Annotated in this window: 12 protein-coding genes and 1 pseudogene; 5 read left to right on the top strand and 8 right to left on the bottom strand. The window is 34.5% G+C overall.

Annotation, left to right across the window (positions count from 1 at the left end):
- Positions 1-73 precede the first annotated feature (73 nt).
- The 5 genes from BM053_RS07430 (at position 74) to BM053_RS07405 (ending at position 4748) form a co-directional block, all read left to right on the top strand.
- A complete protein-coding gene (locus BM053_RS07430) occupies positions 74-1711 on the top strand; it encodes a S41 family peptidase (RefSeq protein ID WP_091476646.1) in 1638 nt (545 codons plus the stop codon).
- A 687-nt stretch (positions 1712-2398) separates the two neighbouring features.
- Entirely contained in the window at positions 2399-2659 is a 261-nt protein-coding gene (locus BM053_RS07420) for a hypothetical protein (RefSeq protein WP_143076475.1), read from the top strand.
- 87 nt (positions 2660-2746) lie between these two features.
- Positions 2747-3469, top strand: coding sequence for a hypothetical protein (locus BM053_RS07415; RefSeq protein WP_091475784.1), 723 nt, complete (start codon positions 2747-2749; stop codon positions 3467-3469).
- 155 nt (positions 3470-3624) lie between these two features.
- Positions 3625-3900: a protein tyrosine phosphatase gene (locus tag BM053_RS07410; RefSeq protein ID WP_091475780.1), complete on the top strand. Its 276-nt coding sequence runs from the start codon at positions 3625-3627 to the stop codon at positions 3898-3900.
- 20 nt (positions 3901-3920) lie between these two features.
- On the top strand, positions 3921-4748 hold the full coding sequence (locus BM053_RS07405; protein ID WP_167357321.1) for an OmpA family protein: 828 nt from the start codon (positions 3921-3923) through the stop codon (positions 4746-4748).
- Here the strand turns inward: BM053_RS07405 and BM053_RS07400 are convergent.
- The 8 genes and pseudogenes from BM053_RS07400 to BM053_RS07360 form a co-directional block, all read right to left on the bottom strand.
- A pseudogene (locus tag BM053_RS07400) lies at positions 4745-4864 on the bottom strand (GNAT family N-acetyltransferase); the annotation flags it as partial. The gene BM053_RS07405 and the pseudogene BM053_RS07400 overlap by 4 nt on opposite strands.
- Positions 4865-5049: 185 nt before the next feature.
- On the bottom strand, positions 5050-8568 hold the full coding sequence (locus BM053_RS07390; RefSeq protein WP_091475776.1) for a T9SS type A sorting domain-containing protein: 3519 nt from the start codon (positions 8566-8568) through the stop codon (positions 5050-5052).
- A 24-nt stretch (positions 8569-8592) separates the two neighbouring features.
- Positions 8593-9498: a hypothetical protein gene (locus tag BM053_RS07385; RefSeq protein ID WP_091475773.1), complete on the bottom strand. Its 906-nt coding sequence runs from the start codon at positions 9496-9498 to the stop codon at positions 8593-8595.
- A gap of 124 nt (positions 9499-9622) precedes the next feature.
- Positions 9623-10075, bottom strand: a complete 453-nt coding sequence (locus BM053_RS07380; RefSeq protein WP_091475770.1) for a GNAT family N-acetyltransferase — start codon at positions 10073-10075, stop codon at positions 9623-9625.
- 188 nt (positions 10076-10263) lie between these two features.
- Positions 10264-12366, bottom strand: coding sequence for a LysM peptidoglycan-binding domain-containing protein (locus tag BM053_RS07375; protein WP_091476640.1), 2103 nt, complete (start codon positions 12364-12366; stop codon positions 10264-10266).
- Positions 12367-12472: 106 nt separating this feature from the next.
- Positions 12473-13660, bottom strand: a complete 1188-nt coding sequence (locus BM053_RS07370; RefSeq protein ID WP_091475766.1) for a phosphoglycerate kinase — start codon at positions 13658-13660, stop codon at positions 12473-12475.
- Positions 13661-13785: 125 nt separating this feature from the next.
- Positions 13786-14757 carry a PorP/SprF family type IX secretion system membrane protein gene (locus tag BM053_RS07365; RefSeq protein ID WP_091476636.1) on the bottom strand — a complete coding sequence of 324 codons (972 nt, stop codon included), beginning with the start codon at positions 14755-14757 and terminating at the stop codon, positions 13786-13788.
- Between the two features lie 46 nt (positions 14758-14803).
- A complete protein-coding gene (locus tag BM053_RS07360) occupies positions 14804-24742 on the bottom strand; it encodes a T9SS type B sorting domain-containing protein (protein WP_091475763.1) in 9939 nt (3312 codons plus the stop codon).
- Positions 24743-24759: the final 17 nt, after the last annotated feature.

Raw genomic sequence — 24759 nt, 5'->3', positions numbered from 1 at the left:
TTAATAATTTGTTAGCATTTACTAATTGGTAAAACTATTTAGTAATTTAGTCATCAATATCAAAACAGAAAAAATGATTCCACTTTTCAAGAAAAAATATATATTTCCCGTAATCGCAAGTGCTTTTCTCTTTGTTGGAGTAAGTTTTAAAGAAGATTTTTTCGAAATTGCCAAACAAATAGAAATCTTCACCACACTATTCAAAAACCTCAACATGAACTATGTTGATGAGACCAATCCTGGCGAATTAATGGACAAGGCGATAAAAAGTATGTTGGTGCAACTGGATCCGTACACCAACTATTTTAACGAGCAAGATGTTGTAAAAGCCAAGATAAACAACACGGGCGAATACACTGGAATTGGCGCAATATTATCGCGAAAAGATGGAAGACTTATCGTTCGTGAACCTTACAAAAATTATCCTGCGGACAAAGCTGGACTAAAAGCTGGTGACGAAATAATTCAGATTGGCGATGTGAATTTGATTGATTTCAAAGACGATGCCACACAATTATTAAAAGGTGGAAAAAACGCAAAAATCGATTTAAAATACAAACGAAATGGCGAAATAAAAACCACGCAACTCATTCTAGAAGAAGTAGATATTAAAGCCGTTCCTTTTTTTGGAAAAATTGATGACAAAACAGGTTATATTGTTTTAGAAAAATTTAATGCAAAAGCAGCATCAGAAACAAAAGCAGCATTAGAAAAACTTAAAGAACAAGGTGCCACACAAATTATTCTAGATTTACGAGGAAATCCGGGTGGTTTACTATCCGAAGCAGTAAACATTTGTAACTTATTCGTGCCCAATAACGAAATTATTGTAACCACAAAATCTCACATTGCCAAACACAACAATACTTATAAAACATCGAAAAATCCTGTCGATTTAGATATTCCATTAGCCATATTAATCGATGGTCACAGTGCTTCGGCTAGCGAAATTGTTTCTGGTGCTTTACAAGATTTAGACCGCGCCGTTATTATTGGTTCGAGAAGTTTTGGTAAAGGATTGGTACAGCGTTATGTCGATTTAACTTACGGAACCCAACTAAAAGTTACTATTTCTAGATATTATACGCCTTCCGGCAGATGTATTCAGGCTTTAGATTATACTAAAAAAGATGCTAATGGCAAAGCCATTCGTACCGAAGCTAAAAATTATAATGCTTTCAAAACCAGAAAAGGGCGTCCCGTTTTTGATGGCGGTGGTGTTTTGCCAGATATCGAATTAGAAGAAACAAAGACCAATACCATTATTGATGCTTTGGTAAGAAATGATGCTATTTTTAATTTTGTAACCCAATATTGTACTAAAAATCCAAATTTAGGCAACAAAATGCCAACCCTTACCGATACTGACTTTATAGAATTCAAGAAATTCCTAAAATCTCAAAACTTTTCTTTTGATACAAAAACCGATTTGGCTCTAAAAGACATGCTCGAAGAAGCTAAAAAAGAAAAAATAGACACGGCTATAAAATTGCAATACGACACTTTATTGGCTTCGCTTCAAAAAGCAGAAGACCTAGAAGTAGACAAAAGCAAGCCCCAAATATTAGACTTATTGCGTGACGAAATTATAGTTAGAAACCAGTACAAAGAAGGTTTGTATATTTATTATACCAAAAACAATTCTGAGATAAAAAAAGCAACACAATTGCTGAATAATACGGTTGAATATAATAAAATATTAAAAAAATAGGTTGAAGTTAGACCAAGTTTTAAGTTAGCAGTAATGCCACATGTCGCTAAAAAAAATTAAAAAGAAATGCAGAAATTTTCGGGTAATCACTTTTTATCACAAAACGGAATTTATATTTTAATCGTTTTCTGTTTTACTATTTCATTGCTCTTTGTTGACTTAAAATCCCAAAAAAATCCTGAAGGTTTTATTACAGGTATGTTTTTGATAAGCTTTTGCGTGTTTGCAGGACTTACATATCCCATGAATTATTTTATTCTAACACGAGATGAAATTATAATTAAAAACCCAATTTGGTTTTGGAAAAATGTAAAAATTCCATTGAAGGAAATCGAACGAATATCAATAGACCAACCTTTTCGATCACCCGTAAGACTAAATATTGAGTGTAGATTATTTCCGAAAAAATCGTTTTATGGGAGTAGTCTTAGAAAAAACACTTGGAGAAATTTAAAAATTGAATTACAGAAAAATAAAATTATTGTTGATGATTTTATATGTCAATAATATGCACTACTGCTAACAGCGGTTTTGTGCGATTGCTTGTAACCCGTTCGTCGGAAACCAAACGGTTTCCTCAAACCCTTCCCCACGCAGAAAAATTTTCGTAAATTGCCGCAACCGCAACAAAGCCACGGGACGTTATGCGTCAGTTTCGCGTGACGAAAAAGAAAACAGAAAATGATTATGCGTAAAACAGTTTATTTTTTACTAATTGCAATTTCAATACTTGGAACTTTAGTTACGCCATATGGAATTGTGAATACAATGGTTAGTTTGAAATATGAAACCGAAAATATTAATGATTGTGTTTCGAATGTCAACGGAATAAATCTTTGCGATACCATCAGAAATTTGAAAATAATCTTTGTTTTTTGTCTTGTACTTTTAGTTTTCCTTATCTATTTCAGAAAGAAAATACTAAACCCAAAATCGAATGCAGAATAATAGTAACTGAAAAACCGAACGCATAACAGCTACTACAACGTTAGCCTTCATTGTACAGCAACAACGCAAACATTGACCAAATAGAAAATGATAGACAATTTACCGACATATATTTCACTAACTTTTGGACTGACAACACTTGTGACTTTTTCACTTTTTATTTGGACAATAAAAAATTCAAATTCAGAACAAACTCGTAAAAAAGCAATACCAATTTTTATCGGTTTGACAATTTGGTTGACAATTCAAGCGTTTTTGACTTTGCAAAACATTTACAACTCGGACACAAATACTTTTCCACCGAAAATTATGCTGACAGGAATTTTTCCTGCTATTTTGACTATAACTTTATTATTTATAACTACAAAAGGACGACAATTTATTGACAGTTTGCCGATTAAAAACTTGACCTATTTAAACATTGTAAGAATACCTGTTGAGATAGTTTTATTTTGGCTTTTTCTCAACAAAGCAATTCCCGAACTTATGACTTTTGAGGGACGGAACTTTGACATTCTTGCAGGAATAACTGCACCATTCATTGCGCACTTTGGTTTGAAAAAACAGAAAATTAGCCGAAATGCAATTTTGATTTGGAACTTTATTTGTCTCGGACTTTTAATAAATATTGTAGTGAATGCTTTATTTTCAGCACCTTCACCAATCCAAAAATTTGCTTTTGAACAACCGAACATAGCGATTTTAAATTTTCCATTTAGTTGGTTACCGACTTTTATAGTTCCAGCCATACTGTTTGGACATTTAACATCTATTAGACAATTATTAAAACAGAAAACGAACGAAAAATAAACAACGAAAGGCTAACAGCGGTTTTGCGGGATTGCTAGGTTTAGTTTGTGTTTGAGAAATTCGCTAGCGAGAGCTTCTAGCGGGGAATATAATAAAATATTAAAAATAGGTTAAAAAATATATTATTCATTTGTAGCAGAAATAAATGGCGTAGTTTGACTGCAGAAACTATTTATAAAAACAATTCGGATTTTAATGTAAAATCCGCTGGAACCGAAAATTCTGCACGTATAAAAATTAATTCAAAATTACTAGTTTGGGCTAATTTGATTTTCGTGATGGAAAAACATCATAAAGAAAAATTAATTTTAAATTTTCCTGACGAAACTAAAAATGCAAAAATTATTATTTTAGAAATTCCAGACATTTATAGGTTTATGGATAACGAATTAATTGACGAAATACGAATTTCTGTTTCAGAATATTTATAAAAAACTAAAGAAAATAAAATATGAAAAAAATACAACACTTCTTCTTTTTATTTATTTTCCTTTCTTTTTCTGAGGCAATAATGGCTCAAGAAGAGATTATTCATTCGGTTTATTTCGATTTTGACAAATTTAAACTCGACGAAAAACAAGCAAACGAAACAGTCAATTTTATAAAAAAAATCGATTCTACTCGTATTGAATCGGTTCAAATTTTTGGTTATTGCGATGATCGTGGCAAAGAATCGTATAATTTCAAATTATCTAACAATCGTGCTTCCATAATTCAGAAAAAGTTAGTCGCAAGCGGCATCAAAAACAAAATTATTGTCACCATTGAAGGCAAAGGTCGTGTTATGATTGATGATGATATTTTAGAAAATCTTCCCGAAGTTCGTTCTAAAAATCGCCGTGTCGATGTGGTTATAAACATGAAACCATTGCCGAAAATTCAGATGCCTGGTATGTTCGATATGGTGCAGAAAAAACATATTGTGGGTGACCGGATTTTTTTAGGCGATGTACTTTTCCAAAAAGGAAGTAGCAAACTGAATGTTAATGCAAAAAATGATTTAGAAAAGATGGCCAAAGCTTTGCTTAAATATAAGAATTTACAATTCGAAATTCAAGGGCATGTTTGTTGCACGCCACCTTATCAGAAAGAAGCAATAGACAGAGATACTAGAAAAAGAGAACTTTCTTCCAATAGAGCTAAGGTTGTTTATAATTTTTTTGTAGTCAAGAAAATAGACAAAAACAGAATGATTTATAAAGGTTACGGAAACGCACAGCCATTGGGAAAAGAACCGCAATATGACCGTAGAGTAGAGTTAGTTATTACTAAAATTTAAGATTTTTTCATCTCAATATGTTCAATATCATCCTCCAAATACATTTCGGAAGTTTTAGTAAAACCATGACTTTCGTAGAATTTCTGTAAGTACATTTGGGCAGAAATTGTGATTTGGTTTTATATAAAAAGTTCAGAACATTAGAAGAACTAAAAGTGGAATCAAACAATACACTTTACAATAATGTAAGAATTAAACAAAATGAGCTCGATACAATATCGAGCTCATCATTATCAAAATTAATTATAAATTTGTCTAACCTTTTGGGTTCAGCCTATTTTTGGACAACCTCGTTTTAAAATTAGTTTTTAATTAATTTTTGGTACGTTATTTTTCCATCAGCTGTTTTAACAACCAACATATACATACCTACTTTATAATTACTAATATTTAATTGATGTGATTTTGCATTGATAATGTTACTCTCATAAACCGTTTTTCCTTCCATTGAAGAAATGATCATCGATCTAATCATCGCATTCTCTGATGAAATTGTTACCAATTCATTTGTTGGGTTTGGATATACAACAACCCCATTGTTTTGGATATATTCAGCCTCTTGAACAGCAATTTTTGCAGTTACGCAACTTTGAATTTTTGCAAGAAAAACAGATCCAGATTTAATATGACTGTTGGGTTTCAAATGAATGAAATTCCCAGCTGTCATGTTTACATCTTGTCCACTTGATACTGTGTAAGTATCATTTGTTAATATCCAATCCTGAACCTGATGCGTTACAGGCGTTGCAAATTCTGGATCTGACAGTGTCAAATCACCTACACAACTATTATTACAAGCTGGATCATTTTCTAGTAACACTTCAATGGTTATTGTTGCGTTTGTGGCGCAAAAACCAATACTTGGCGCAAAAGTATATGTAGTTGTCGCCGTATTATTTAATGCTGTCAACCATGTTCCTGTGATTCCATTGTTTGAAGTTGTTGGCAATGGATTTAGAACACCTTCAAAACAAATTGGAACAATTGGGGTAAAAGTTGGAACTACCTTTGGATCAACAATAATGGTCATAGTATATGGTGTCGCACATTGCCCATCTGTTGGAGTAAAAGTATAAGTCTGTGTTATCGTATTACTTAATTCGAGATCCCATAATCCTGTAATTCCATTGTTTGAAGTCGTTGGCAAAGGAGGTAATGTTTCTCCGCTACAAATGATTCCGTAGCCATCAAATTCTGGGATAACACCTGTTGCATTTACAACAGTAATCACATCACTAACTAATGTCCCACAACCAGAATTATTTGAATAAGATATAGTATGCGAACCTATTCCAGCAATAGTTGCATCAAATGAGTAAACACCTCCATTATTAACTACCCCTTGTCCTGAAAATGTACCATCAGACATAGCCGGAACTAAATAATTATTAAGATTAGAAATAATAGTTGTACTACATACTTGATTTGGTAAGTTTAATATTGGTTGTGTATAAGGAATTAAACTAACATTATCTACATAATAGTATGCGGCTTTATTAAAATTAGGGCCTGAAACGTTATAATTAACATTGGAACAACCAGGTAAGGATGCTCCAGGTGTCCTTTGTATATATTGCACATCTTTAAGGCCTCCAATATATAAATATTGTTCGCCAGAAATAGCTCCTGTTGTAAATGTGAATGAAACTCTTTCCCAACCATTTGTAAGATCTGACCCATCATCTGCAGTAGTAGAAAAAGAAGAATTAGTGAATAACATGCTAGGATTAGTAATCGGTATATTACCCACGCTATAAGTGGCTGGAATTTCTGATTGACTTAAATAAGCCTGAAATTTCATTGCAAACAAACTTGCCCCTTCTGCTAAAGAAACATCAAAACATAATTGATATGTGGTATTAGGCAATAATGACGTAACTAATTTTGTACTTATTGTTTCGTCGTAAGGCAATAATCCTCCATAATAAAAGGTATAATACTCACTAATATTCATCATACCCGCATAAGAATTACCTATGCCATTTTTAACATCTTGATATCCTAATTCATTACATGGAATATCCACTCTAGAAATAGGCGCTTGGTTATGAAAATAATCTGGTGAGGCAAAACCAACTTGCTTCCAACCACAAGCTCTATTAATTTGTGAAAGATTGCTAGGAACCAAAGAATATTGTTCAAAATCACCATTATACACTAAATTATTATTAGGTGGTACAATTGCACAATTCGTATTGTCATTTACATGAACATAAATGTAAGTTAGATTTCCTCTTTGTTGTGTGATGAAATTATATGGCACATATCTTAACAAATGCATTCCAGGGCTATTACTCTGATAAGTTATATTTGTATTTGAATCCCCAGATGTAGTTGATAAAACTCCTGCGGTTCCAACATAGTCATTTAAATTATTATAATTATAATTTACTAATTCTTCTAAGCATTCAAATCTTAAATTTTGAATATCGTTTGTGTTAAAATCACTAGAATTCAAATTTGTAAAATCATTAAGTAATATCCCAGTAATTAGTATATTCTGATTTAAATCTCCAGAGAAATCGAAAGTTTGGTTAACACTATTAAGTCCATCATTGATACCCGCTACTATATTATTATTAACAAATGTAGAATTATAATCTATATAGCTATTTTGAGCTGCATTTCCATATGTCATATTTACACTATATCCTATATCTAATAAGACATTGCGCTCCTCTGTTTTCAAAAATCTTTTAGTACTTGCAGATCCAATAGCATTACTCATTACAAAGTAGTTATTATTATTTGCTGGATTACAAGTTGGATATACTTCGTCCTCAAAATGACTTAAACTACTCCCATTTTCATAACAAACTGGTGTGTAAACTGGAACTGTTGACCTTCCAACATACTGTATAGCATTGCCACAGATAGTATGATCCGTATTTCCATTAAAAACACCATTAGGCAAACCACAACCAGGATGCAAAGAATTAACATTTGAATTTATATTAAACTTATAATTGTACATAGAACAACTATGATCATTATCATCAATCAAAAAATTATCATTAGTATCTTTTAGAAATCTATCATACCTACTATAGGCTCTTTTGCCAGTAAGTTTTGAAGTGCCATCATGATTTATTAAGCTTACAAAACCCAAAGCATGTGTAACTTCATGCAAAACAACACTATATAAATCTAATGAATCTAATGGTGCATTCGTCCCCAAATTAGTATGCCAGTTATTTGATAAATTGTCAAAATTAAAAGCCATCATACCATGATAAAAACCACTTTCTAAAATAGAGCCGTCAATTTCTGGAGATGCTAAATATAAAGTGCTTGTATAAGAATCCCTACCGCTATTTATTGTTTTCCATATCTCACCATCTGCAATGGGTCCAGTAAAGTTATAAGGGGAACCAGCTATTGAATAAAAACTAGATGCTAAACCCAAAACATTACTCGTTTCAGCTGGAGTTGGAAAACCAGTAACATTATTAATGTTTCTTATCCATATATTAACTTTAGCTGTGTTTGAAGGGTTTTTTAAAGGTGAATTAATAAAATTTGTTAAATCTTGAAAGACCTGACAAACCACTTCTCTTCTGGCATCATGAGTCGTGTTGCCAAGTATTTCCATACCACTACCTGCATCAAAATACAGATTAAACATTGATGTAGAGCACAATAATGCACCTCTATTATTTGCACTATTTACATTTTTGTTAATTTTAATATCTGCAGGGTTATATTTGTTTCCATAATGATCAAATAAAGTATTAGTCTTTATGCTATCTATTTCCTTAGTGTTTTGCCCAAAACCAACAACTCCTATCAATAAGAGCAGAAAAATATATAAGTTTTTCATTTTATTTATTTTAAAATTTAATGATTACTTATTTTTCTCAACTAAGCTTTTTACTAAAACTTTTAGCTCTTCAATTTCTTTGCTTTGTTTTTCGTTGGTTTTGTTTTGATCAATAATATACAAAGTTAATTCTTCAATTTTTTCTTGTTGAATGTTGATGATTTGACCTACTTCTATACCATTAGCTGCTACTTCTTTTGCAGAAGGAACATTTTTTAAATGCCCGTTTTGTTGAATATGTTTTTCAACTTCGCTAAGTGTTGCCAATTTATAATCTTTGTTGAAAACATAATCCGCCCAGTTTATTTTTAAATTTACTCTAACTTCCTCAGTAAGAATACCGCCTTTTACAAATAAATTGTATTTAGAAACATCTACTCCTCCAGCATATGTTGGATAATTTTCAAAAGCATAGCCAACACCTACTTTAGCATGGAATTTTAATTGGTTTTTTTCAAAATCTCCCCATATTAATGGATTTTTGTCTATACCGTTATCGATAATTAAATTATTATCAAGTTGATATTCACTAATTTGAGGCCCTATTAAAATATTTTTTGAACCTATTAATCCAAAACCAGTATTTTGACCTATTAGAATGTTTTCATTTCCATTAGAACTAGCCCCTGAATTTGTTCCAAGAAATAAATTGCCTTTTCCTTCTGAGCTTAACCCTGATTGATATCCGAAGAAATCACTAGAAGTACTGCTGCTGCCAGAACCCGAAAGAGCTCCTATGAAAGTATTGAGTTCGCTTTTTTCTGTACCAGATTTAAATCCATAAAAAGTGTTGAATCCAGTTCCAGTTGTTACACCTGCAGCCCCTTGACCACCGCTGACTGCGAACTCGTCTGACTGAACGTCTTGTGCATTAGTAAATGAAAAAGATAATATTAGTAAGCTTGTAAGTAAAATCTGTCTTGTTTTCATGTTTTTTTCGCGAATATATAAATTTATCTCCAAATCGATTTTATAAATAGAGACAGTTCAAAAAACAATCGACTAAAAGTATGTTTTATCGATAAAGTGCAAGTATACTCTTTTATTAACTGTTTTAATTCTGAAATATTTTCATCTCAATATGTTCAATATCATCCTCCAAATACATTTCGGAAGTTTTAGTAAAACCATGACTTTCGTAAAATTTTTGCAAATACATTTGGGCAGAAATTGTGATTTGGTTTTTACCAAAATATTCTTTTACTCCAGCAATAGCTTCAATCATAAGATTGTTTCCCCATTTCTTATCACGGAATTTTTGTGCCACAATAACACGTCCTATCGAAGCATTGTCAAAATAATCACCAGCATCAAACAATCGGCAATAAGCAGCCAATTTGTCGTTATAATAACCCAAAACGTGTAATGCTTTCTGATCTTTATTGTCTATGTCTTGATAAACACAGTTTTGCTCGACTATAAAGACTTCGCTTCGCAATCTTAGTATTTCGTATAATTCTTGAATAGAAAGTTCTTTAAACGGCTTAATTTTGAATGATAATGACATGGGCGAACTATGCTTGATTTGATGAAATAAATAATTCATATTGTTGTCTTCCTGAGCCTTTCGTCTTTGCTCAAGACGGGCTAAAGTCGAAGGAGAGAAGAGTTTCGACTCCGCTCAACCTGACAAAAAAACGTGAGATTTGTTTACTACAAATATAACAAAAAAGGGAATCTCACGATTCCCTTTTTTTATGCTTTTATTTTAAGTTTCATTCCTGGTTGCAGGTTTTCATCTTTTATTCCGTTTAGTTTTTTAATATCCGCAACTGTGGTGTGGTGCTTTTGAGAAATACTAAATAATGAATCTCCTTTTTGTACCACATATAATTTTTGTTCTTGGTATTTGTCTTTTTTCTTAGTGTCTTTCTTAGAAACTTCGGCAATAACTTCTGCTGTTTTTTCGATTTTTAGCTTCTCTCCTACTTTTACAACATTATTATCTAAGTTATTCCATTCTTTTAAATCATCAACAGTAACGTTATTGTTTTTAGCAATTAATGAAATATTATCTCCTTTTTTGATGGTATAAAAAGTAGTTTCCGTACTTGGTTTTGCCTCTTCATCTGCAACAGCAACAACTGGCGCGTTAGAAAGTTTTAGTTTGTCACCCAATTTGATATTTCCGTCTTTTAGGTTGTTCCATTTTTTCAAATCGGCAACATACAATCTATGTTCTTTTGCGATGCTGGTTAGGTTTTCTCCTTGTTTTACAATGTGTTCGTTAGCAACGACTTCTTTTTCTTCTGTTAATTCTGGTTTTTTAACTATTTCCTTTTTAACTATTTCTTTTTTAGAAACTGGTTTATCAAGAACAGCAACTGCTTTTTCTTCTGTTGATTCTGGTTTTGGTTCTACTTTAGTTTCTAAAATAGCTTTTGGTTTTTTAACTTTCTGAACTACTGCAATTCTGTCTTCGGTAATAATTTTTAGGCTTTTACCTTGTTGTACTTTATTGCTTTTTAGGTGATTCCATTTTTTTAAATCAGACATAGCAACATTGTATTTGTCGGCAATATCACTAAGGTTATCTCCTCTTTTTACTTTATAAAATTTAGTTCTAGAAACGTTTTTCATAATCGTTTTGGTTTCTACCAAAGCTTCTTCTATATTTTCATTTCCAGAAATAGAATCTTTAACAATCTTAACTTTAGGTTTTGCTGCAAAAGGTCTTTCTCTGTTTTTCTCTTGATAATTTACATAAGCATACATCTTGTCTTCGTTTGAAGCAAAAATGGCAATTTTATCTTTTGGTAAACACAAAAAGTGAGTTTCGTTCGTCACATACGGAATGACTTTCATTTTGTATGAAGGATTTAGGAACTCTATCTGAGCTTCTGGCATATCTAACAATGCCGAAATTTGTTTGAACGACATTTTGCTTTTTATAGCAATCGTATCGGTAGCAAAATGATTTACAACTGTTTTGTCAGGCACAATTCCGTGTTCTTTATGGTATTCGAAAATATACATCGTAGCTAGAAACATAGGAACATAAGCTGCTGTTTCTTTTGGTAGAAATTTCTTAATATTCCAAAAATTCTGGTGTCCGCCCGAACGACGAATGGCTTTGGTTACATTTCCTGCTCCCGAATTATAAGAAGCCAATACCAGTTCCCAATCGCCAAAAATTTTGTACATATTCCTCATATATTGCGCTGCCGCATCGCTTGCTTTTAGTGCATCGCTACGTTCGTCTACATAAGAATTTACATCTAGTTTGTATTGTTTTCCGGTCTCGTACATAAACTGCCACAAACCTGTTGCACCCATACGGGAAACGGCTTTTGGGTTTAATGCAGATTCGACAATGGCCAGATATTTTATTTCTAATGGCACGTTATATCTTGCCATCGCTTCTTCGAACATTGGGAAATAGTATTTAGAAATTCCCATTAGTCGCTCGTAAGAACGTTTTCTATTTTTTAGAAATGATTTGATAATGTTTTCTAAACCAACATTATATTCGATATTAAACGGCGATTTCTCGTCCATTAATCTCAGTCTTTCTTTCAAGAGTTCTGTTGATAATTCGAAATCGACCGTTTTATCTAAATCAATATTTTTAAAATCGGCTAATAATTCCTGAGAGATATCTTGATTTGTAAGTTCTGCAAAACATTTTTCATCTACGCAAGCAGACATTTCGTCTATCACGTAAGTGGTTTTTAGCGAGTCTAAAAAGGAGAGTTTTAGCTCTGGTTTTTTTATAGAATCGTGTGAAACAATATCTTGAGCGAATATATTTGTGACTGAAAATAGAAACAGTAAAAAAGCAAATTTTTTATTCATCATAACAGTAGGTTTTATAAAACATTGTATTTCAATACGTTGCGATTTGGGTGCAAACATAAAATCTTAAAACGGAAAAAAAGCAAAAATATTGTTAAAGTTGTGTTTTTTAGTCTAAAATAGCTGCAATTCCTGGTAAAACTCTTCCTTCTAACATTTCTAACATGGCGCCACCGCCTGTAGAAACGTAACTCATCTTGTCTTCAAAACCAAATTGTTTTACTGCTGCAACGCTATCGCCTCCGCCCACAAGCGAGAACGCTCCGTTTTGAGTAGCTTCGGCAATAAATTCACCTAATTGGATGGTTCCGTTTGCGAAATTTGACATTTCGAAAACACCTAAAGGTCCGTTCCAAAGTATCGTTTTTGATGCTAATATTACTTCTTTGATGCTTTCTAAGGATCTTGGTCCAGCATCAAGTCCTTGCCAACCGTCGGGAATAGTATTGATATCGATAATTTGAGTTTCTGCTTCATTAGAAAATGCATTGGCAGCAACAACATCGACCGGAAGGTGAATTTGTACATTTTTTTCTTTCGCCAAACGCAAAATTTCTAAAGCCAATTCCATTTTATCATCTTCACAAAGTGAATTTCCTATTTTTCCGCCCAATGCTTTTACAAAAGTAAAAGTCATTCCACCTCCAATAATCATGTGATCTACTTTGTCTAGAATATTTTCAATTACTGTAATTTTTGAGGAAACTTTGCTTCCACCCAAAACTGCTGTAACTGGTTTTTCGCTATTTTTAAGTACTTTATTTAAACTTTCTATCTCTTTGGCTAAAAGCGCTCCGAAACATTTATCATTAGGGAAAAATTGTGCAATTATTGTCGTCGAAGCATGTGCTCTGTGTGCTGTCCCAAAGGCATCATTGACATAAATATCACCCAGTTTGGCTAGTTTTTTCGAAAATTCGATATCACCAGCTTCTTCTTCTTCATAAAAACGAAGGTTCTCTAATAATAAAACCTCTCCTGGTTTTAAATCTGATGCTGCATTTTCTGCTTCTTCACCAATACAATTGGAAGCAAACTGAACTGAAACTCCTAAAATTTGGGATACTTTAGCAACAATATGTTTTAATGAAAACTGAGCTTGAACTCCTTTTGGTCTTCCTAAATGTGACATTAGGATTACGCTTCCACCATCAGCAAGGATTTTGTCGATTGTAGGTTTTGCAGCTTCAATACGAGTCGCATCGGTAACGTGGTGGCTTTCATTTAAGGGAACATTAAAATCTACTCTTATTAGGGCTTTTTTATTATGGAAGTTGAAGTCGTATATTGTTTTCATTCTGTTATGCTATTACTTGTTGTTATATAAATTTTGAACCATTAAATTATTAAGAAATGTTAAGTGCTTTACTTAATTTGACTTAATAATTTAATGGTTCAAATTGTTTTTAATTATTCAAAAACCTATTCGTCATTGTTTTCTTTTTGGGTACAAGGACAATTGCTTGCTTTTTGTAAGAAATCGAAACCTAAGGTTACCATGTGTGTTCCTGAGTTATAGGCTGCTAATTCGTTTAGTGTTAATTGGTACGAATAACCCATATAAAAACCTCCTTTTTTGATACCTAACATTGGCCCCACAGTAAGTGGTTTCATCGGTTGGTCGTTAAGGAAACGATAGGTTGCTCCTAACCAGAAATAACCAGTTCGTTGAGCGTCTAAATATCTAAGTTTAACGTTCAAATCGGTGCTAGAACGTCCGTCACTTTGAAAATATTGAAAAAATGCAGATGGTTCGATTTCCGTTCTACTATCTCTGTTTCCTCTAAACGTATATCCTGTGTATAGTTGGTAATTTCTTAACAAGTTAGGTTCTAAGTTTATGGGAGAAGATTTGAACTTTTCGATATTTTTATTTAACAAATTGGCTGTATTAAAAGCGGCATAAAAAGCTTTTCGTCTGTACAACAAACTGACATCAAAGTTATCATTTCCTGTATATCTGTCGTTTAGGACTAAAGGATTGTAATCTAAATTTTGAGTGTCAATTCTAAAACTATTAAAGTTATAAGAAATACCAAAAGACAAATATTGTTTCGAATAATAATCTAAGATAATATGGTGTGCAAACGAAAGTTTTAGACCTGTTTGTCTTGTGTAACCATTCTTATCGTTGTATAACGAAAGTCCAACTCCCGATTGATTGGCAATTCTAAAATCGGCATATAATGCTTGGTTTCTAGGCGCGTCTTTTATACCAACCCATTGGGCGAAACCGTTTAGTCTTATCCTAAAATTATCACCTATTCCTGCATAAACTGGCGCAATAACAAAAGGGTTGTCCGCCAGATATTGTGTTGCTGGCGGAACATTTAACTCTTGTGCAAAATTCTTTGTAAACGATAGTAAAACAATCGCAATCAGGAACTTTTTCATTTTAAATATTTTATTTAGTGACGTTGTCATAGTTCTTGAATTAAAATTATCTGTACAATGTAAAGTGACCTACAAATTCCTCGGCGTTGCTTTCGTCAACTTTTACAACATACCAGTAATCTCCTGATGGCAATTCTTGTCCGTTATACTTACCATACCATTGTTGTCCTTCTGGTAATTCCGCTACCATACGACCATATCTATCATAAATTCTTGTCATTAATTTAGGATAATTAGACGTGTTTAGTGGAGACCATCCGCCACCATCACCTGGTGTGTACACGTTGATAATTCTTATTGGTATGAAAGTTTTTGGGAATAGTTTCTCATCATAACATCCATCGCTATCAGTAACTCTAACTGTATAAACACCTGTTTCAGTTATTATGTAACTATTGGTACCATTATCATATCCGTTGAAAGTATATGAATTTCCGCCTGATCCCCCTGTTGAAGTGGCAACAATTTCATTAAGACCTCCATTGCTTACTGTTAGCACTATTGGTTGTACTACAGTAATCGGAACTCGTTTAATACAACCTGCAACATTAACATCAACAAAGTGTGCTCCAGGCGTAAGTCCGGTGAATGTGCTTACTGAATTATATGGTAACGCACCGTCTAAACTATAGGTAGCTACTTGATTAGGTGGCGTACTGTTTACATTAACTGTATACTGACGTGCATTCAAAATACATTCAGAGTCATAATCAGGTGCAAAATTTGCCGGTGTGTTTAGAACAACTGTTATTCTATCAGTACAATCGTTTGCATCTCTAATATAAACAATATGTGTACCTCCGTTAAGCACTGAAAAAGGGAATACTGTTTGTCCAACCGCACCTAAAATAAATGGACCTGTACTGCTATCTAAACTATAACTGTATTGCGGAGTACCTCCTGCAACAGTAATACTGAAAGTAGCTGTATCTCCTAAACATAGTGCCTGAACAACAGGTGGTGTAGTAGTATTAAGTGTTAGCGTTATTGGCTCTGGTCTCGTAATAACTAGATTTCGTAATTCATCACTACAACCCAATGGTCCGTTTTGCAATAAGATAGAATACCAATTTGAATATACCACTGGCGTTACTCCCGGAGGAGAGGAAACTGTATTAGCAGCCAAATTAGATATTGTAGCAGTCCACACACCCGAACCTGGTGCTGTTTCAGTAACTGGCAACTGTATAGTTTGCGAGTTATAAACCGGTGGTATAGCTGTTGATGTTGTTATAACATACGTTAGTGGCCCTACATAGCCTGTTATTGTAAGTATGATTTCACCATCGGTATTTCCAAAGCAAGTAGCTCCTGTTGTTGTAGCGGTTACATTAAATGGTGCCGTTGGTTGTGTTAATGTTACTAAAAGTGGTGGTATTACACAATCACCACTAACCACACTAACCTCATAATTTCCAAATGGTAAATTTAGGAAATTACCTGAGACCTGAGGACCTGTAGTAATACCTGTTCCTGTATTTAGTAATATATATTGGTAATTACCTAAACCTCCTTGAGCAGAAACATTGATTGCACCAGTCGTATCACCAAAACAATTTACATCTACTTTTGATATTAACGTTAGTGACAATGTATCTAAAGGTGAAATCGTCACACAAGATGGAGTGCTGGTTTTACAACCATTTGCATCTTGTACATAATAACAAAACACTCCTGTTGTTCCGACTGGAAGAATACTAATTTCGGTTGATGTTGGAAACATAAACGGAGTATATACTCCTCCTAGGGTGGTGCTATAACTATATGGAGGCGTTCCATCAAAACCAGTTAAGGTTAACACTGTTGGTTGCGTACAAGATATAGCTGTTGTAGTATTTAAAGCTGATGTCAACTGATTAGGTTGTGTAATAACTACTGGGAAATTACTAAAACAATTCCAACCATCTCTTATTTCAACATCATAATTTCCTATTGTAATACCTGAAATAGTCACTGTACCAGAAGCTGGTAAAGGGAATGGTCCAGAAGCTATTGTTGAAGGCAATGGTCCTTTTATTGTATACGTATAATTACTTCCTTGTCCACCGGTCACATTCGAGATATTGATAGATGTACTATCTCCAAAACAAGCCAATAACGGTGATGTTGCATTAACATTAGCCGCAATAGGTGATGGCAAAACAAGCGTAACAGGTTCTGAATCAGAACAAGTTAGTAAATCTCTAACTGTTATAGTATAAGCACCTGCTGGCATATTAGTGAATACGCCTCCTGTTTGTACCGCTCCTGCTGGTAAGCCTGGTGCTATAGTGTAAACATAAGATCCCCAACCGCCTGTTGCACTTGCGTTAATAACACCTTGGTTATTAGTACAAGTAACATTTGCAGTTTCAATCGCTGTTAATGTTAATGCTGCCGAAGGTCCTGCTACGGTAACTACGTTAGAAACTTTAACACAGAAAGGTGTTCCTGTTTCAGAAACTTGCACCGTATAACTTCCTGCTGGTAAACCAAATGGAGCTAGTGGTCCAACAGTCTGAGGGTTAGTTGCTGTGTTTCCTGGTCTGTTTATTGGTAAAACAGGATTGCCTAAACTATCAAAAATAGTATAAGTATAAGCGCCTGAATAACCTGTAACATTTATCGAAATTGCACCGTCAGTTCCATTAAAACAAGTAACTGGCGCAGTTGCAGTTGCCAAAACATCAATATTATTAAATGGTGCAACTACATAAGGTACGACTGCAAAAGTACAAAGCGTAGTAGTATCCGTAACCTGGAAGTTATAAGTTCCTGGTGCCGAAATATTAAACTGATTTGTAGTCCCTACTTGCGTAACATTTGCAGCTCCAGAAGGCAATATTTGATAAGTAAAGTTTCCTGAACCACCAGTTACAGTAAGCGTCACTAATTCTGGATTAGTACATGTAATTCTTGGTAATCCTAAAATAGTAACATTTGTAATTGTTGGTAATGGGTTTATTGTAACTGTATCAGTATCAATACAACCTTTCAAATCTTTTACATAAACCGTAAAGTTTTGAATTAATCCATTATCGATAATATTAAAAGTATTGGTTGTTAAATAATTTATTCCATCAATACTATAAGTATAAGCCGGTGTTCCTCCTGCTCCGCTTACAGTAATTACCGAAACTCTAACTGTATTATCTGGATTACAACCAAATGCTGTTGCAGACCCAGTAGCAACTACTGGTGTCGGTGTTCCTACAATAATATTGCTAAGTGTAAGTCTACAATCTCTACCTGAAACTACTTCAACAGAATAACTTCCTGCTGGCAATCCTGTAAACACATTCGAATTTTGTGGTACTGGGGTAGTAACTGGTCCAGTAGTAATTTGATACGTATAAACCGGATTGTTATTTCCTGCACCTAAAGTTATTGTAATGGTACCATCACTACCAGCATTACAATTAACCGGAGTTGTTGTTGCATTAAATGATATTGGTGTTGCAGGTGTTGGATTAAAAGGAATATTTACAATACAATTTGTAGTTAAATCTCTTACTCTAACAATATAACCTGCTACTGTTGCGGCATAACCAATAAAAATATTACTTGCTTGTGGTCCTTGAACAACCGTTGCAGGTGGCGTTAATAAAGTATATTCATAATTACCTGAACCACCTGTAGCAGTTACTGTAATTTCTCCATCAGGATTAAAACAAGTTGGTTGTAATGTAAATGCTGCCGAAACGATAAGTGGCGTTAGTATAGTTACCGAAACTGTATTTCCACAACCATTTCTATCTCTTACTTGTACCGTATGCACGCCTGAAGACAATCCTGAAATGGTAAATGGTGTAGTATTAGGTACAAAAGCACCACCATCTATACTAAAAGTATAAGGTGCAATACCTGCTGTAGGCATATCAACACGAATTTGGTAAGTTCCTTGAGCCACACAAGCATCTAATAAAGTTGCAGTAATAACTGGAGTAGGATCTAAACCAATAACAACTGTTACCATTCTAATACAACCGTAAGCGTCTCTTACATATACATCATATGTTCCACTTTCTCCATTGAATGGATTAGTAGCAGTCCAAGCTCCTGGCAAAGTAGCCGTTGGAGCAACACTTGGCGAAGGCAAATATTGATATAAATATGGTCCTGTTCCACCTGAAGCAGTAGGATTAATTCGTCCCGCATTTACATTACAATTGTCATTTGTAGTCGTTGCAGATAAATTTAAGGGCGTTGCTGATTCTACTATCGTAAAATTAGCCGATGTCACACCACAACCAGAAATTGGACCTCCATTTTCTGTAAACTGTATATTATATGTTCCTAGTGCCAATGGCCCTACGGTTACTGGAAATACAAATGGCGCAAATAATGTACCATTTGTTGCAGCACCTACCGGTAGGTTATTTGAAGCATAATGAACACTATAACTAATAGACGTTGTTCCTGCATTTATTCCTGTTAAACTAAATGTTACTGTTCCATTTGCGCCTCCTCTACATGGTACAGGATTAGCTACTAATGGTGTTACATTCATAGTAGAATTTGTAGATGTCGCTGAAGCAGTTTCAAGATATAAACATCCTGTAGTTGTATCTCTTACTACTATTGTATAAATAGCCCCTGGTGTTAATCCAGTGAATGTGTGTGAGAAGACTCCTAAAGGTTCTGTGAAAAATATACTTGCCCAATTTGGTATGGTTAAATCAAGAATACCAAATTGATAAGGTCCTGGGCCAATAGCACCCGAAATTGTAGCTGTTAAACTAGCTCCCAATGCACAATTGGCAACCGATGTAAATCCGAAAACAAGATCGTCAACTGGATTAGACATTATTAAATTCGATTTTACAATCGTACAACCATTAGCGTCTGTAACACTAAGCTCATATATTCCAAAATCTATGTTAATGAAACAATAATTAGCCCCCGTTGGATCAACGTGAGTTTGCGCTGCACCACCATTTGTTAAATCTACTAAAGTATAAGTAAAAGGTGCTGTTCCTCCTGTTAATGTATTTACACAAATCGATCCCAAAACATATCCTGTTGCAGGAGGTGTTGCACATGCAATAGGATTTACTACAGCGGTATAAGCAATTTGGAGTGGTGCTGTTATAGTAACACTTCCGTTGAAAGTACAAAACTTAGTATCTCTTACTATATATGGGTAAGTTCCTGCCGCTAATCCTGAATATGTAAATGTAGAAGTAAAAGGACTACCGTTAAAACTTATAACATAAGCTGGAACGCCACCTGAAGGCGTAATAGTTACACTTCCTGCAGTATCTCCAAAACAAAGATTATTTACTTGAGTAAATGTTGCTGCTACTGGAACAAGTGCATTAATTGTGTGTACAACAGATTGTACTATACAACCTCTTGAATCAGTAACTTGAAATTGATAACTTCCCGCTGTTGCAGTAGAATAAGTGAAAATATTTCCTGGAACTGCTGGAACTGCACCTAAATTAGTAAATACTACCGCTGGAAGAATTCTTACTTGATAAGTATATGGTGGATAACCGTTCCCTATTGTTCCCGTAATAACTGCATTAGGCGAAGCCGTACAATCTAAATCTTTAGTAAGTACTGTACTTAATGTAAGTTGTGGCGCAATAGTTTGTACTGGTAATGTTACCGTACAACCAAAAGCATCTGTTACTATAATAGTATAAGTACCTGGTGTTAAGTTTGAAAATACGTTTGATGGGTTTGTAGCACCATTTATAGTATAAGTATAAGGCGCAACTCCTCCTGATGGTGTAACCACAATAGTTGCTCCCGCTGGACTAGAATAACAGAAGTTTGATGCTGCCGATATAGTCGCGGTTGGTGGCGTTGCTCCTACTAGTGTAAACGTGTTTGATACTGCACAACCACCTGAATCGGTAGTGGTAACTGTATAAGTTCCTGCAGGAATATTAGAAAATACATTTCCTGCTTGTGTTATTCCTGGTGTAGGTGGTGCAATCGTATATGTATAACCGCCCCAACCGCCAGAAGCATTTACAACTACCTGACCATTAGCTAAACAAGTTATTGGGCTTGGTGTAATAGGTGCTAACAAAGCTGATGCTGGTCCAGCTATGGTAAGAGATGAAGTATAAGTACATTCGTTTGCATCATTATATACCGAAATTGTATAAGTTCCTGCTGCCACATTGTTTAAAGGAACTACGATTGTTGTAGATCCAGCAGCTGGTGTAGTACCATTTACTGTTGTCCCTGGAGGCGTAAGGGTATAACTATAATTTGTACTATTTAGAATCCCTGTAATTGTAAATTGTCCGTTACCTGTGTTTGTACCAAAGCATCTAACATTGTTTGTTACTTGTGGTGTGATAACCGCAGGTGGTGCGGCAGCGAATGTGAAACATTCGGTATAGGTACAATCGTTTCTATCAATTACTTCAAAACAATAAGTTCCAGCTGTCAGACCAAGAAAGTTTCCTGAAGAGTTATATGGTGAAACAAAAGGAGAAATAATTCTAAATCTTATAGGTGCAAGTCCTCCTGCAATAAGTTGTGCATTAAGATTCCCCGTCATTGTTGGACAAGTAATTTTATCTGTAATTCTAATATCTAGATCTCTTGGTCCATTTAGTGCTGGCACAACGATTGTGTTGGTTGCAAAAGTACAGCCTCTAGAATCTCTAATTATAATGATATAAGTACCTGCTGCTGTTATAGTAAATGTAGTACCAGCCTGATAAGTAGAGCCACCATCTATACTATAAGTATAACCTGGTGTTCCTCCACCAACTCCAGATACGGTAATAATTCCTGGATGTGTACAGGTATAATCAGTAGTTAGTGTTGCTATTCCTACTATTGCAGTAGCTGGTGCAATAATTATAGCTTGCGCAACCGTAGTACAAACCGAAGTTCCTAAAGTATATTGAACCACAACATTATATGTTCCGGCTACAAGATTATTAAATACATTTGAGTTTGAGAATGTAACACCATTATCTATACTATATAGTAATGTATTGCCGTTTGGATTAGTCACATTTATAGTAATAGTTCCTGTATTTGCTGGAGTTGAACAAACAACATCTGTTTTTACAATATTAAATACTGGTGGTGGTGATACCGCTACTGTTATTGATACATTTACAAAACAGTTATTATCATCTACTACTTGAATATTATATGTTCCTGCAACTGGTGCTGCAATTACTGTGCTTCCTGGACTTACTTGAGTAACACTAACTGCTCCTGTAACAATATAACTATATTGAGGTGTTCCGCCTGTTGGAGTAACTGTAATTTCTCCATCAGTACATGCTAAAGGTTTTGTTAAGGTAACCATAGCTGTTAGCAATGGTGGCTGATTAATTGTAAAAGGTGTGGTTTGTGTACAACCATCTTGTGTTGATACAGTATAAGTATAATTCCCTGGATTTAGATTATTAAATACAGTACTACTGCTATTTGTAGGGCCAAAAGTGCTAACCAGTGCATTACTTGGCATTTGGTTTATAGTAAAAGTATATTGTGGTAAAACACCATTTGCTGCCAAGTTTATAGTTCCTTTATCTGTACTACAAATAGGTTGTGTAATAATTGCCGAAACTGAAAACACTCTGTTTACAATAGGAATATTTGACACTGTAAAAACACAACCACCTACTATTCCTATTTGACGAATACATACCGAATAAATTCCCGCTGAAAGACCTGTGAAAACATTACCTGCTTGCCATGCTCCTGCACAATTTAATTGGTATTCATATCCTGCTGGAACACCTGTAATTGTTATTTGTCCTTGAGTAGTACAAACAACATCTCTTGGTGTAGCTATTGGATTTAATGTGTTTTGAAAAACATTAAAATAAAATATACGAGAACATCCGTTAAAATTTACAGTTACTCTATATTCTCCTGCTGTTGTAGCATCAAAATTTGGTCCTGTTACTGGATTAATCCAATTTCCATTACAAGCAGGGCTAGTGTTTGCACAATTAGGATTTACTACTGCAACACAAGCTCCTCCTAGATTTAGTTGTTCCCAAGTAATAGATGTTGCTCCCGAAATATTCGTTTGAATGAGTGTATGATCTCCGGCACCACACAAAAATATGAGTGGTAATTGCACACCGTCATTTGGACAAATTACAACAGAATCTGCATAAGGAATAACTGGATTTGTTAGTGCTCCTGCGCCAAAATCTGTAACATTAAATGTTTGTACAATCGATTTACAAGGCGTAAGACTAATAATATTATTTACAGTATATGTCCCTATTTGGTTTACTATTACTGATTGATTATTTGTTCCCGCTACTGGAGTAATTGTTCCTGGGCCACTCCACACATAACTTGTATAACCATTGGCTGCAGTTAATGTAATTGGATTGTTTCCACAAAGAACAACATCTGTAGTAAAATTACAATCATCTAGTCCTACTAAGAAGTTGGTTGGACTTGGTGGACTTAAATTACATGATGAGAAAGAGGATAAACTAGGATCGTCTGTTATTTGTGCTGTATTGATAACACCTTGATAACTTGCAAAAGCTTGATTTGTCACCACATTAGAACAAGCGTCATCTAGCTGATCACAAGTACAAACCACTCTTACTCTTAGTTTTATTTCTAACCTTGGATCGTTTACATTAACTAAGCCTGGCGGTATGCTAAAAACGATTGTTCTTGTTGCTGCTGTATAAACAAAAGTTACACCAGGAGGTAAAGCGCCAGGTAGTGCTAAATCTGCTGGATTAAAAGTTACATTTATTGGAAGTACATCTCTAATTGTAAAGTTAGTTGCGTCATCATTTCCTATATTTTGAAAACCAATAGTATAAACTAAATCTTGACATAAATTTACATCTGCTCCACCAATATCTACACCGGCTAAATTTTGTACTGTTTTAGTAAGTACAATATTTGGCTCGATAATATCGATTGCAAAAGCACTAAAAAACATATAATATTGGTCACCATCGGTTTCCATTCGTAATTTAGCGGCAGTTTCTCCGTTGTTAATTACAAGATTTCCTCCGTTGTTAATAATCGCAACCCCAGCATCATAACCCAAAGTATTTGTACTGTTTGGCGTTCTTGCTGGCATTATACCCACTGGGTCGGTAATGGTACTATTAAAAAAGTTATCTGATGCATTTGTTACTGTAGCACTTCCAGTAACTCTGGCTGGTGTTATTATCGACCAATAGGTGGTGAGAGGAACTGATGATACACCACGAATTCGCAATCTGTCTCCAGTTATTTTATTATCTCCTTCTAATGCTGAAAAAGCTGTTTTTGCTCTAACTGGGCCTATGGGAATTGTTGTAAATCCAACAATATCAATATCTTGTGTGTTTGTTCCGTTTATTCCTGCAAATCCATCAAAAGTGGTAAAATACCTACCTGGCAAATTAGGGTCTTCATATACAATATAAATACTCCAACCTGCGGCATAACCTCCAGGACATGAACCATCTCCTGTCGTCGCAGTTACATTCGCAACGGTATAAACCCCTTGTGGATTGGCTTGTGCAACGACCATAGCCGTTATGTCTTTATAAGCAGCATAAGGCTTACATGATGACCCTAATAAATTACCTGCAAACTCATCATATATTAAATTATCAGCGGCAATATCCACGTAAGTGGCACTCGTTGGTAATTTTAGTTTCACATTAGAAATAGGTGCTCTATTGTTATCTATATATGTTGCAGACCAATACAATGCTGCATATCTTATTCTATAACACGATGCACTAGCGGCAGGTATGGTAAGTGTTGCGCTACTTGAACTAAAGGTTGAAGCGTCAGAATCGACATCAATATAACTCATATTGATGGCATCATTAGCTGTTGCTGCTGCTCCTGTTAAATTATAGGGAGTGCTGTTTCCTGGTCCTGCGGGAAAATTAAGAATATTATTTCCTATGAGATGCATATCACCTCTTAAACTCTGATTGTTTCTAACAGCAAAAGGTCTTGCTAGTTGGGCATTTGCGCTTATTGTGTTTAGTATGAACACTAAAGTCAATAATATGTAGTTTCTTATTCTCATGGGGACAACTTTTTGAT

The sequence above is a fragment of the Flavobacterium swingsii genome (genome assembly GCF_900111965.1).
Taxonomy (GTDB): domain Bacteria; phylum Bacteroidota; class Bacteroidia; order Flavobacteriales; family Flavobacteriaceae; genus Flavobacterium; species Flavobacterium swingsii.
The sequence above is the reverse complement of the archived record's forward strand: the minus strand, read 5'-3'. Positions and strand labels throughout refer to the sequence as shown.

Excerpts from the sequence above, each read along its gene's own strand:
- BM053_RS07430 (WP_091476646.1), top strand. The coding sequence starts at position 74 with ATGATTCCACTTTTCAAGAAAAAATATATATTTCCCGTAATCGCAAGT.
- BM053_RS07420 (WP_143076475.1), top strand. The coding sequence starts at position 2,399 with ATGCGTAAAACAGTTTATTTTTTACTAATTGCAATTTCAATACTTGGA.
- BM053_RS07415 (WP_091475784.1), top strand. The coding sequence starts at position 2,747 with ATGATAGACAATTTACCGACATATATTTCACTAACTTTTGGACTGACA.
- BM053_RS07405 (WP_167357321.1), top strand. The coding sequence starts at position 3,921 with ATGAAAAAAATACAACACTTCTTCTTTTTATTTATTTTCCTTTCTTTT.
- BM053_RS07390 (WP_091475776.1), bottom strand. The coding sequence starts at position 8,568 with ATGAAAAACTTATATATTTTTCTGCTCTTATTGATAGGAGTTGTTGGT.
- BM053_RS07385 (WP_091475773.1), bottom strand. The coding sequence starts at position 9,498 with ATGAAAACAAGACAGATTTTACTTACAAGCTTACTAATATTATCTTTT.
- BM053_RS07380 (WP_091475770.1), bottom strand. The coding sequence starts at position 10,075 with ATGTCATTATCATTCAAAATTAAGCCGTTTAAAGAACTTTCTATTCAA.
- BM053_RS07375 (WP_091476640.1), bottom strand. The coding sequence starts at position 12,366 with ATGATGAATAAAAAATTTGCTTTTTTACTGTTTCTATTTTCAGTCACA.
- BM053_RS07370 (WP_091475766.1), bottom strand. The coding sequence starts at position 13,660 with ATGAAAACAATATACGACTTCAACTTCCATAATAAAAAAGCCCTAATA.
- BM053_RS07365 (WP_091476636.1), bottom strand. The coding sequence starts at position 14,757 with ATGAAAAAGTTCCTGATTGCGATTGTTTTACTATCGTTTACAAAGAAT.
- BM053_RS07360 (WP_091475763.1), bottom strand. The coding sequence starts at position 24,742 with ATGAGAATAAGAAACTACATATTATTGACTTTAGTGTTCATACTAAAC.